Source organism: Acinetobacter nosocomialis (assembly GCF_041021905.1).
GTDB lineage: Bacteria > Pseudomonadota > Gammaproteobacteria > Pseudomonadales > Moraxellaceae > Acinetobacter > Acinetobacter nosocomialis.
The window spans coordinates 3,422,611-3,435,061 of sequence record NZ_CP157432.1; the positions used below are offsets into that span (position 1 = coordinate 3,422,611).

Annotated in this window: 5 protein-coding genes, 2 tRNA genes, 3 rRNA genes and 1 pseudogene; 4 read left to right on the forward strand and 7 right to left on the reverse strand. The window is 40.9% G+C overall.

From position 1 onward, the window contains the following. Positions 1 to 131 precede the first annotated feature (131 nt). Positions 132 to 1,612 (reverse strand): annotated as a pseudogene (locus ABLC00_RS15915) (hypothetical protein). Between the two features lie 147 nt (positions 1,613 to 1,759). Between ABLC00_RS15915 and ABLC00_RS15920 the strand changes: the two are divergent. Next, positions 1,760 to 3,133, forward strand: coding sequence for a dihydrolipoyl dehydrogenase (locus tag ABLC00_RS15920; RefSeq protein ID WP_033854188.1), 1,374 nt, complete (start codon positions 1,760 to 1,762; stop codon positions 3,131 to 3,133). Between the two features lie 155 nt (positions 3,134 to 3,288). On the opposite strand, the gene rrf is transcribed toward ABLC00_RS15920, so the two are convergent. From rrf to ABLC00_RS15945, 5 genes are all read right to left on the reverse strand, one after another. Beyond that, positions 3,289 to 3,403: ribosomal RNA gene (gene rrf / locus ABLC00_RS15925) — 5S ribosomal RNA — on the reverse strand. A gap of 179 nt (positions 3,404 to 3,582) precedes the next feature. After that, positions 3,583 to 6,473: ribosomal RNA gene (locus ABLC00_RS15930) — 23S ribosomal RNA — on the reverse strand. 340 nt (positions 6,474 to 6,813) lie between these two features. Next, positions 6,814 to 6,889 (reverse strand) — tRNA-Ala (locus ABLC00_RS15935). 55 nt (positions 6,890 to 6,944) lie between these two features. Then, a tRNA-Ile gene (locus ABLC00_RS15940) sits at positions 6,945 to 7,021 on the reverse strand. A 59-nt stretch (positions 7,022 to 7,080) separates the two neighbouring features. After that, positions 7,081 to 8,618 (reverse strand): 16S ribosomal RNA (locus tag ABLC00_RS15945). Together the 16S, 23S and 5S rRNA genes with 2 tRNA genes alongside form the textbook arrangement of a ribosomal RNA operon. A 541-nt stretch (positions 8,619 to 9,159) precedes the next feature. On the opposite strand from ABLC00_RS15945, the gene ABLC00_RS15950 reads away from it, so the two are divergent. The 3 genes from ABLC00_RS15950 to ABLC00_RS15960 are packed head-to-tail and all read left to right on the forward strand — an operon-like array spanning position 9,160 to position 11,386. Continuing rightward, positions 9,160 to 9,663, forward strand: coding sequence for a YfiR family protein (locus tag ABLC00_RS15950; RefSeq protein ID WP_033847069.1), 504 nt, complete (start codon positions 9,160 to 9,162; stop codon positions 9,661 to 9,663). Positions 9,664 to 9,668: 5 nt separating this feature from the next. After that, complete coding sequence (locus tag ABLC00_RS15955; protein WP_004711907.1) at positions 9,669 to 10,892, forward strand: diguanylate cyclase domain-containing protein; 1,224 nt, start codon at positions 9,669 to 9,671, stop codon at positions 10,890 to 10,892. Between the two features lie 14 nt (positions 10,893 to 10,906). Then, positions 10,907 to 11,386, forward strand: a complete 480-nt coding sequence (locus ABLC00_RS15960; protein WP_001097560.1) for an OmpA family protein — start codon at positions 10,907 to 10,909, stop codon at positions 11,384 to 11,386. Positions 11,387 to 11,433: 47 nt separating this feature from the next. Here the strand turns inward: ABLC00_RS15960 and ABLC00_RS15965 are convergent, their stop codons facing one another. Further along, positions 11,434 to 12,444: a metallophosphoesterase gene (locus ABLC00_RS15965; protein ID WP_004882906.1), complete on the reverse strand. Its 1,011-nt coding sequence runs from the start codon at positions 12,442 to 12,444 to the stop codon at positions 11,434 to 11,436. Positions 12,445 to 12,451: the final 7 nt, after the last annotated feature.

The window sequence follows — 12,451 nt, forward strand, 5'->3', positions numbered from 1 at the left end:
CTTATATTTTTATTGGTCAGTTGTCTTATTCTTAGTGCATGCTCATCTATGCAGGTCCGGCCTACCGTAGGTGTTAGTATGGGAACACAACTCTAAAAAAAGAAGCAGCTTAAATGCTGCTTCTTTTTTTATTAATTACCATTTGAACAGTTTGGATCTATTCCATATGGACTTAATATATTCGGAGCAATAAGATCACTTACAGTAACATCTTTAGTTAAATAACCTAAAGTCAAAGATGTAGATCCTTTAATTAAACTTCCCGAAACTGTAGATTTAGCCGTTAACTGAACAGTTAACCAAGATGCATAAATTTTAGGGTATTGAATCTTAAGATCAAAACGACCATTTCCATCTGTTGTATATTTATTATTAGTTGCAGCAGTACCTGAACTATTAATATACGATACTACCTGAACTGTAGAATTTTCTTTCAGCGGCTTTAATTGATTAACAACCTCGCCATTAATATTTACGGCTTGAACTGGTGAAGTACATGCAGCTCTAGTCATAGGTAAATATTCATCTGGCTTACCATCTGCAGGAGTAGACGTGTCAACAAAAGCAAATTGCCCCTTATAATAAGCAAGCGCATTAACGCCCATTGTTACGTCTTGATTTGGTATTGGCTTACCGTCAACATCAGTCACTTGTACTGAGATATTTTTATAGTAGTAAACCCCATCACTCGAGTCTTCCATTGTGGTCGGATTATATGCTACAGAAATAGCGCCTACTGCTACTGGTACATCAGAATTAACAACATCGAGTTTATACGTATAAACTTTTGTTGATTGACCAAAATTAGCTTCTAAAACAAGATCATCTGTCACAAATTGTGCAGCACTATATGATGAAGATCTTTGATTTTCACTAAAAGATAAAGTATAGCTGATCTGACCATTTGCATCAGTTTGTGTCGCATTAGGAGTAAATTTGACACCATTTAAAACAGAATTTCTAACTTTAAGTGTAATCGCTTGATTTGCTAAAGTTGCACCATTTGCATCTACAGCTGTTAATGTAACAGTTGTCTGATCACCTCTAACATTTAATGAGGTCTTTGTAGCATCAAACAATACAATACTCGTAGTATCAGCTTCTGTAGTGCTATTACTACCTGTTACTGTTACAGTCTGTTCTTGCGTAAGAGTATCATTATTCGTGTAGGCTATTAATTTAAAACCATTTTTCACCAAATCATTTATTGAACTCGATGTTTTTGGTGTCTTTATAATATATACAGCATTACCTGCTGCATCTGTAGTTTGAATTGATGCTCCTTCTATAGTTACGTTATTTGTTGGATCTTCTAATTTCAATCTAACTTTAGCGCCAGCAACGCCACCTTTATTTATATCTAAAGCTCTAACAGTAACCGTTAAAGTGTCATTCGTTGCAGCAACTGATAATTTATCTAGTTCTATCTTTAAAGCTGTAGCAGTCGTTTGTTCAGAACCGCTAGTATTGCCTCCAGATGAGGAATTATTACTATTTGATGAACCATTCTGATAATAACCATCACCACCTCCACCGCCACAACTTGCCAACATAATTGACACAGCAATAGCCGACAACTTTAAGTAAGTTGCTTTTTATACATACTTTTCATTTCCCCAATCTTTCCTAAAGGTATAAGATTTTTTAATTATTTATATTATTAGTGTAATCATATTCACCATACTCTGTAAACATAAATTACATTGTGTTTTATTATGTAACTTATTAAATGAAAAATTTATAGATATTAGGATTTATAATGTTCGATATAATTATCATTGGCGCAGGTACTGCTGGTATTAGCGCATATAAAGAGGCTGTTAAACATACCAATAATATTTTAATTATCAATGATGGGCCATGGGATACAACTTGCGCACGTGTAGGGTGTATGCCAAGTAAAGTCCTCATCTCTACAGCAAATCGTATGCATGACCTCCAAAATGCTCAAGAAGTTGGGTTAAATGCTTCTGTAGACATTAATACTGATCAGGTTATGAAACATGTAAGAAACTTACGTGACCGTTTTACAAAGGCGACTCTCAAAGATGTAGACCAATGGCCAACTGAACATAAAATTTCAGGTAAAGCCCATTTTATTGATTCAGAAACTATTGAAGTAAATGGGAAACAATATCAATCAAAAAGCTTTATTCTGGCAGTTGGTTCTACTCCTAATTATGATCAAACATGGAAACAAGAATTAGGTGATCGCCTTATTACCACAGACCAAATATTTGAATTAGATACTCTACCTAAGTCTCTTGCCGTTATTGGAAATGGAGTAATTGCTCTTGAGATCGCACAAGCTATGCATCGATTAGGCGTGGAAACAACTATATTTGCTCGTAGTAAAAGAATTGGAATATTTACTAGCTCTAAATTACAGCAACTTGCTCAAGAAGAGCTAAGCAAAGAATTAAACTTTTTATTTGAGACATTACCAGCCGAAGTTAAGTCTACTTCTGGTGGCGTTATATTAAATTATAGAATCAATGGAGAAGAAAAGTCTCTTCAAGCTGAGTATGTGCTATCCGCGACAGGCCGTTCAAGCTTATTAGATAACTTAAAACTAGAGAATATTGATAAATCATTTCAGGATATTAAGTTATTGCCTATAAATGCGAAAACAAAACAGCTAGATAACTATCCAATTTTTATTGCTGGGGACGCTTATACTTCAACGCCATTACAGCATGAAGCTGCACATGAAGGTAAAAAAGTTGTTTATAACTGTTTGAATTATCCACAGGTTAATTCAGTTAAGACTCTTACTCCATTAGGAATAGTATTTAGTCATCCAGAAATGGCAATTGTGGGACAAAGTTATAAACAACTAAAAGACAATGGAATAGATTTTGTCACAGGTGAAGCATCTTACGAAAGACAAGGAAGAGCTATTGTTCTTGGAAAAAATAAAGGAGCTATTGAAGTTTATATGGAGCGAAAAAGCCATAAACTACTTGGTGCCGAGTTATTTACTGAGGCGACAGAACATATGGCTCACCTCTTAAGTTGGATCATTGGTGAAGAATTAACTTTAAATGATATTTTAGAGAAACCTTTTTATCATCCAACTCTTGAAGAAGGTCTACGCACTGCCCTTAAACATGCACGCAGGCAATTAAAATAATTATTCTTATAAGGTTTTTCTTAATTAAAGTTAACTCTCTATATCCCTGAAGCTCGGCAACCGTGCAAATCTGTTTTTTAGGAACTGAGTTTTCCCTTTATTTCGCGCAATAAAAAACACCCCCACTCTTTAGAATGGGGGTGTTTAGAATAATGAGCTGGCGATGACTTACTCTCACATGGGTAACCCCACACTACCATCAGCGCTAAGAGGTTTCACTTCTGAGTTCGGGAAGGGATCAGGTGGTTCACTCTTGCTATGGTCGCCAGCACAACTGTTTATGGATACTTGCTTTGGTCTTATTGACTGCCGAAGCGTTTTCCAAATCTTTACAGATTGGGCTGATTGAATCTGGCTGTGTTCATTTTATCTAGTGGAATAACTAAATCAAGTTGCTTTGTAGATTTATGAATCGATTGATGCTTTATATACAACTGCTTGGGTGTTGTATAGTCAAGCCTCACGAGCAATTAGTATTGGTCAGCTTCACATATCACTATGCTTCCACATCCAACCTATCAACGTCCTAGTCTCGAACGGCTCTTTAGAGGAATAAATTCCTAGGGAAATCTTATCTTGAGGTAGGCTTCCCGCTTAGATGCTTTCAGCGGTTATCCCTTCCGAACATAGCTACCCGGCGATGCGACTGGCGTCACAACCGGTACACCAGAGGTTCGTCCACTCTGGTCCTCTCGTACTAGGAGCAGATCCTCTCAAATTTCCAGCGCCCACGGTAGATAGGGACCGAACTGTCTCACGACGTTCTAAACCCAGCTCGCGTACCTCTTTAAATGGCGAACAGCCATACCCTTGGGACCTGCTTCAGCCCCAGGATGAGATGAGCCGACATCGAGGTGCCAAACACCGCCGTCGATATGAACTCTTGGGCGGTATCAGCCTGTTATCCCCAGAGTACCTTTTATCCGTTGAGCGATGGCCCTTCCATACAGAACCACCGGATCACTAAGACCTACTTTCGTACCTGCTCGACTTGTGGGTCTCGCAGTTAAGCGCGCTTTTGCCTTTATACTCTACGCGTGATTTCCGACCACGCTGAGCGCACCTTCGTACTCCTCCGTTACTCTTTAGGAGGAGACCGCCCCAGTCAAACTACCCACCAGACACGGTCCTCGTCCCGGATAACGGGACAGAGTTAGAACCTCAACATTACCAGGGTGGTATTTCAAGGACGGCTCCATTGGAACTAGCGTTCCAACTTCAAAGCCTCCCACCTATCCTACACAAGTAAGGTCAAAGTTCAGTGTCAAGCTGCAGTAAAGGTTCACGGGGTCTTTCCGTCTAGCCGCGGGTACACTGCATCTTCACAGCGATTTCGATTTCACTGAGCCTCTGCTGGAGACAGCGCCGCCATCATTATGCCATTCGTGCAGGTCGGAACTTACCCGACAAGGAATTTCGCTACCTTAGGACCGTTATAGTTACGGCCGCCGTTTACTGGGGCTTCGATCAAGAGCTTCGCTTACGCTAACCCCATCAATTAACCTTCCAGCACCGGGCAGGCATCACACCCTATACGTCCACTTTCGTGTTTGCAGAGTGCTATGTTTTTAATAAACAGTTGCAGCGGCCTGGTTTCTGCGGCTGTCATCAGCTCAGGAAGCAAGTTCCATCACCAACAACAGCGTACCTTCTCCCGAAGTTACGGTACCATTTTGCCTAGTTCCTTCAGCAGAGTTCTCTCAAGCGCCTTGGTCTACTCGACCTGACCACCTGTGTCGGTTTCGGGTACGATTCCTGTGTAACTGAAGCTTAGAGACTTTTCCTGGAAGCATGGTATCAGCCACTTCGCTGTACAAGTACAGCTTGCTATCGGATCTCAGTATAGAGTACCCCGGATTTGCCTAAGATACATACCTACATCCTTCCACCTGGACAACCAACGCCAGGCTGACTTAACCTTCTCCGTCCTCTCATCGCATTACACAGAAGTATTGGAATATTAACCAATTTCCCATCGACTACGCCTTTCGGCCTCGCCTTAGGGGTCGACTCACCCAGCCCCGATTAACGTTGGACTGGAACCCTTGGTCTTTCGGCGAACGGGTTTTTCACCCGTTTTGTCGTTACTCACGTCAGCATTCGCACTTCTGATACCTCCAGCATACTTCTCAATACACCTTCATCGGCTTACAGAACGCTCCCCTACCACTTGACTAATGTCAAATCCGCAGCTTCGGCACATAGTTTTAGCCCCGTTACATCTTCCGCGCAGGCCGACTCGACTAGTGAGCTATTACGCTTTCTTTAAAGGGTGGCTGCTTCTAAGCCAACCTCCTAGCTGTCTATGCCTTCCCACATCGTTTCCCACTTAACTATGATTTTGGGGCCTTAGCTGGCGGTCTGGATTGTTTTCCTCTTGACTACGGACGTTAGCACCCGCAGTCTGTCTCCCGGATAGTACTCATAGGTATTCGGAGTTTGCATCGGTTTGGTAAGTCGGGATGACCCCCTAGCCGAAACAGTGCTCTACCCCCTATGGTATTCGTCCGAGGCGCTACCTAAATAGCTTTCGGGGAGAACCAGCTATCACCAGGCTTGATTAGCCTTTCACCCCTATCCACAAGTCATCCCCTGGCTTTTCAACGACAGTGGGTTCGGTCCTCCAGTTAGTGTTACCCAACCTTCAACCTGCTCATGGATAGATCGCCTGGTTTCGGGTCTATACCCAGCAACTAAACGCCCTATTAAGACTCGATTTCTCTACGGCTCCCCTATACGGTTAACCTCGCTACTGAATATAAGTCGCTGACCCATTATACAAAAGGTACGCAGTCACACCACGAAGGTGCTCCCACTGCTTGTATGCATGCGGTTTCAGGATCTATTTCACTCCCCTCACAGGGGTTCTTTTCGCCTTTCCCTCACGGTACTGGTTCACTATCGGTCAGTCAGGAGTATTTAGCCTTGGAGGATGGTCCCCCCATATTCAGACAAGGTTTCACGTGCCTCGCCCTACTCGTCATCATTATGTGTGCCCTTTCGTGTACGGGAATATCACCCTCTACGTTCGCACTTCCCAGAGCGTTCCACTAAAACACACATAACTTAATGGGCTGATCCCCGTTCGCTCGCCGCTACTGAGGGAATCTCAATTGATTTCTTTTCCTAAGGGTACTGAGATGTTTCACTTCCCCTCGTTCGCCTTGCAACACTATGTATTCATGTTGCAATACCTACCTTAAAGTAGGTGGGTTCCCCCATTCAGACATCTCCGGATCAAAGGATATTTGCCGCCTCCCCGGAGCTTTTCGCAGGCTATCACGTCTTTCATCGCCTCTGACTGCCAAGGCATCCACCACATGCACTTAATTACTTGACTATACAACCCCAAACAGTCGACGTTACCTACAAGTTAGTAACTTCAACATTTCAGTTTAGAGCACTGTGTATTTAAACACTGTACAGCTTCAATCTAAATTCATATACCAAAACGCTTGATTCAGTTAATTTGCTAGTTCTCAATTCATTCAGATTAATTACTTAATCTAAACTCTTGAGTGAACAATTTATTTCAGACTCAATTTTGCCAATCTGTTAATGAATAAACACGCCTTCGTCAGGTCATGCTTAATACCGTGATACTTAAATCACAGAAGTTAATAAACCAAGACCGAAATCTCTATTTACTAATTTCTGTAATCCGAACTTATCTTAAGTTCTGGTGGAGACTAGGAGAGTCGAACTCCTGACCTCCTGCGTGCAAAGCAGGCGCTCTACCAACTAAGCTAAGTCCCCAGCTTACATCATCAGTCATGTATCTTTTATCTATAACTTTAACCAGTCAAAGTCATGGTGGGTCTGACAAGACTTGAACTTGTGACCCCACGCTTATCAAGCGTGTGCTCTAACCAACTGAGCTACAGACCCTCAGATACATCTATGAAGAACAACTTGTTGTGGATTCTTACCAATCGTCAATCTTTCGTTAAGGAGGTGATCCAGCCGCAGGTTCCCCTACGGCTACCTTGTTACGACTTCACCCCAGTCATCGGCCACACCGTGGTAACCGCCCTCTTTGCAGTTAGGCTAGCTACTTCTGGTGCAACAAACTCCCATGGTGTGACGGGCGGTGTGTACAAGGCCCGGGAACGTATTCACCGCGGCATTCTGATCCGCGATTACTAGCGATTCCGACTTCATGGAGTCGAGTTGCAGACTCCAATCCGGACTACGATCGGCTTTTTGAGATTAGCATCACATCGCTGTGTAGCAACCCTTTGTACCGACCATTGTAGCACGTGTGTAGCCCTGGCCGTAAGGGCCATGATGACTTGACGTCGTCCCCGCCTTCCTCCAGTTTGTCACTGGCAGTATCCTTAAAGTTCCCGACATTACTCGCTGGCAAATAAGGAAAAGGGTTGCGCTCGTTGCGGGACTTAACCCAACATCTCACGACACGAGCTGACGACAGCCATGCAGCACCTGTATGTAAGTTCCCGAAGGCACCAATCCATCTCTGGAAAGTTCTTACTATGTCAAGGCCAGGTAAGGTTCTTCGCGTTGCATCGAATTAAACCACATGCTCCACCGCTTGTGCGGGCCCCCGTCAATTCATTTGAGTTTTAGTCTTGCGACCGTACTCCCCAGGCGGTCTACTTATCGCGTTAGCTGCGCCACTAAAGCCTCAAAGGCCCCAACGGCTAGTAGACATCGTTTACGGCATGGACTACCAGGGTATCTAATCCTGTTTGCTCCCCATGCTTTCGCACCTCAGCGTCAGTGTTAGGCCAGATGGCTGCCTTCGCCATCGGTATTCCTCCAGATCTCTACGCATTTCACCGCTACACCTGGAATTCTACCATCCTCTCCCACACTCTAGCTAACCAGTATCGAATGCAATTCCCAAGTTAAGCTCGGGGATTTCACATTTGACTTAATTAGCCGCCTACGCGCGCTTTACGCCCAGTAAATCCGATTAACGCTTGCACCCTCTGTATTACCGCGGCTGCTGGCACAGAGTTAGCCGGTGCTTATTCTGCGAGTAACGTCCACTATCTCTAGGTATTATCTAAAGTAGCCTCCTCCTCGCTTAAAGTGCTTTACAACCATAAGGCCTTCTTCACACACGCGGCATGGCTGGATCAGGCTTGCGCCCATTGTCCAATATTCCCCACTGCTGCCTCCCGTAGGAGTCTGGGCCGTGTCTCAGTCCCAGTGTGGCGGATCATCCTCTCAGACCCGCTACAGATCGTCGCCTTGGTAGGCCTTTACCCCACCAACTAGCTAATCCGACTTAGGCTCATCTATTAGCGCAAGGTCCGAAGATCCCCTGCTTTCTCCCGTAGGACGTATGCGGTATTAGCATCCCTTTCGAGATGTTGTCCCCCACTAATAGGCAGATTCCTAAGCATTACTCACCCGTCCGCCGCTAGGTCCAGTAGCAAGCTACCTTCCCCCGCTCGACTTGCATGTGTTAAGCCTGCCGCCAGCGTTCAATCTGAGCCATGATCAAACTCTTCAGTTAAAATCATTTTGCACCTTATTATAGACAAGGTGCCAATTCTGGCTCATCAATTACTGACTTAAATTTCGCTCAAATAAACTTCGAGTAATTTAAACCAATCAATCAATGAAAATTATTTCGATTAATCAATCAGTAAAAATCCACACAAGTTGTTCTTCAATTCTCTTAATGATCTTCTTCCTGGTTCGTCACCAGCAAGCTAGGTCGGCTATATTACTCTTAATCTCTTAAAAGTCAACAGGTAATTTCGATATTTTTAAAACTTGTCTTTTAAACCAACTTAACATCAAATTCATCACTTAAAGCAATCAACTTAATCTCAAGTAACTGTTTTTCAACAAGTTTCTATCTGCATCACCGCCGATGGATGTGCATTATAGACCATCCAAATCCCTTTGCAATACCTTTTTAACATCCAACGCACCAACCGATCATTTTTTAGGCTTTTTAGTCAAAATTAGATGAGATATTAAACTTTTTTTAGTTAATCAACTTCATGTAGAATAGATTATTCGTGCAATTGATTTGGCATTAACTCACCATGTGGCACTCCGCTAAGAAAGTATTATTCTGCATACTTGTAGTGTTTGCTACGAGTGGGCCTGCGTATGCCAATTCAAAACATAATTTCTATGTGCTGACTTTATCTATTTTAAGTTATAGCAAATGGGAGAATGTAAGCACTCCTACTCTTTGTGTAATTGATAATGCTTCAATTACTTCTACTTTTCAGTCTTATATTCAGCAATTATCTTATAACTATCGTGTACAAACGGTTAATGCTAAAGATTTTCCTAAGTCGCATTGCCAAGCTGTTTATTTCTCTACAACCTCTCCTCAGCAGCAACAAAATTTAATTCAAAATTATCCATATCGTTCTTTGCTTTCTTTAAGTATTAATAATTCAGAATGTGAAGTTGGTAGTATCTTTTGCTTATATGACCAAAATAATTACACCACTTTTAAAGTTAACTTAGATGCATTAAGCCACTCCAAGGTCCATATTGATCCAAGGGTATTACTCTTGGCTAAGAATGCGGAGTAAGGGCTATGATATCCAAGTTGTATCAGTCCACTTCTCTACATGCTCTTTTTAGAAAGTCTCAATTTACGATTTTTGCTATTACTTTTTTTATTTGTTCTTTTACCTTTGTATCTATTTCCGTTTTTACTATGGAAACTTATGCAAAGCAGAATTTGCAGTTACTCAGCCATACGCTTCTAGAGCGTATTCAGCCAGCTGTCGTATTTAATGACAAGATCACGATAGAACAGATTTTAAATGAATATACAAATGATCATTCTATTCGAGCAATTCATATTTATGATTCTGAACATCATTTAATTGCACAAAGCTTTAAATTGTCGAGTCAAACTTCAGTTTTAGAAGGATGGTTTGATCACTGGTTTTTAAATGAGCCGGTACATTTAACAATTTATCATCACCAACAGAATGTAGGTGAACTCACACTTTTTGGTAGCTCTGAAAAAATATTGCAATTTTTAAAGATGATTATGGTCGGTCTTGCGATTGCAATGTTATTTATTGTTTGTGCTTTATGGTGGTCAGTGAATTTGACTTATCGTCAAATTATGCAAGCGATTTATCCACTCACAAATATTGCTCAAATCGTAAGTGAACAAAAAGCTTATAACCTTCGTTTTCCTTATAACCGAATTAAAGAGTTTCAAGATCTAAATACGGTTTTTAACGAGTTACTTGAAGAAATTCAGATTTGGGATAATCAGCTGCAAAAGGAAAATCGTAAATTATCGTTTCAAGCTCATCATGACCAGCTTACCTTATTACCGAATAGACATTATTTTTATCAAATCCTATTAGATATGTTTGAAGATAAGGATTTTGACAATAAGTCAGCCTTATTGTTTATAGATAACAATAACTTCAAATCAATTAATGATCAGTTCGGACATTTAGCTGGTGATGAGGTTTTAAAAGAGATGGCGAAAAGGTTACAAACGCGTTTACGTCATCAAGATTTTATTGCCCGTTTAGGCGGGGATGAATTTGCGGTTATTTTGCATTCCATTACGCATGCCGATCATTTAATATCTATTGCTGAAAATTTACTCGAAAGCTGTAAAGAACCTTTGCATCTAAATGATCAAACGATTTATTTCAGTTTTAGTGTAGGGATTGCTTTGTCCCAATTTGCGTCTAGTCCAGAAGATTTTATTATGCAAGCAGATCAAGCGATGTATAAGGCTAAGACTTCTGAGCAACATTGGTTTATTTATAAACCAGAGAATTAAATTTAGGCTAATTTATGAATACAAGATCTTTGAAACTCTCCTTTATTGCATTGCTGTGCATTGCGCTTGCAGGCTGCTTGAGTTTTGGTCCTTTGAAATATCGTCAAGTAAAAATGCTAAAAAAAGAGGGTTTTGTACTTACTAATGAAGGTTGGACTCTAGGTTTACCAGAACGCTTATTATTTGATTTTAATGACGCAACATTAAAACAAAGTCATGAGGCAGAGCTCACACGTTTAGCAAATCAATTAAATAAATATGATTTGAATAAATTAAAAATTGTTGGTCACACTGACGATGTAGGTAATCCTGAATACAACCAAAAGTTATCTGAAGAACGTGCGCAAAGTGTTGCGAACCTTTTCTTGACTCACGGTTTTAAAAAGGAAAATATTTACGTTATTGGGCGTGGTTCAACTCAACCCTATGTACCGAATACAACCAATGAAAATCGGGCAATTAACCGTCGTGTTGCAATCGTCATTATTCCTTAGGTTTCTAATTATAAAAAAGCCAATCCTTTATGATTGGCTTTTTTATTTTATACAAGCTCAATAATATCAATAGTAGGCGGCACCCGAAATCTTAATGGTATTCCAACCATACCCGTTCCTACGGTGACGAAAACATCAGCATGTTCATGTGAATAAAAGCCACGTTTATGACCTAAGATTGATACTTTTTTCATAATATAGTTAGTTACCCAAGGAAGTTCAACCTGTCCCCCATGAGTATGTCCAGATAACATTAAGGGGCGATTAGGTAATTTGGGAACCATATCTACAGTATCGGGGTTATGGGACAAAATTAACCAAGGCTTATCTTGAGGTAAGTCTGGCATTGAACGCATATCGGTTTTCCCAGCCCAAAGATCACCAATACCAATTAAACGAAATTCATCAAATTCAACAATTTTCCCTTCAATATCCATAACTTCATTGTAGTAAAGCGCGTCTTTTAATAGTTGTTGAATAGGAGGTCCTGGATATTGTTCATCGTGATTTCCAGGAACAGAATACACAGGGGCCTGAATATCTTTGAGTACGCTCAATTCTTGCACCAACTTATCTTCTGGCTCATAAGTCCAGTCTCCTGCCACAACCACTAGGTCTGGCTTTTGTTCATTGAGTTTTTTCACAATGATTTTGAGTTGTCGCTCATGGCCAGAAAATAAACCTATATGTAAATCGGCAATTAAAGCAACTTTTACAGGCTTATTAAAACGGCGGTCTGGATTCAAACGATACTGATGAACATCGACACGTACCATATGTGGTTCTATAAAACGCGCATAAATGAGAATACCGCTTAATAAAAATATAAAAATAGTCTGATGAATTGAGTAATACCCCATCCAACCTGCATATAAATTAAAGAACCAAAGTGGAATAAGAAGATAAGATAGATAAAAAGCAAGTAAGTGAACAAAAGCTTTAAATGGATGAATCGTCTCGGTACGCGATTGATGAACCCAAGCTTCGACAATTCCCCATAAGGCAAGTATTGAAAAAATAAAGTAAAAACAAAAGATGATTGAATTTGGGTTCCACATTACGATT

What these genes read in the sequence shown, in the direction of transcription:
- ABLC00_RS15920 (WP_033854188.1), top strand. Translation starts at nt 1,760, where the DNA reads ATGTTCGATATAATTATCATTGGCGCAGGTACTGCTGGTATTAGCGCA.
- ABLC00_RS15950 (WP_033847069.1), top strand. Translation starts at nt 9,160, where the DNA reads ATGTGGCACTCCGCTAAGAAAGTATTATTCTGCATACTTGTAGTGTTT.
- ABLC00_RS15955 (WP_004711907.1), top strand. Translation starts at nt 9,669, where the DNA reads ATGATATCCAAGTTGTATCAGTCCACTTCTCTACATGCTCTTTTTAGA.
- ABLC00_RS15960 (WP_001097560.1), top strand. Translation starts at nt 10,907, where the DNA reads ATGAATACAAGATCTTTGAAACTCTCCTTTATTGCATTGCTGTGCATT.
- ABLC00_RS15965 (WP_004882906.1), bottom strand. Translation starts at nt 12,444, where the DNA reads ATGTGGAACCCAAATTCAATCATCTTTTGTTTTTACTTTATTTTTTCA.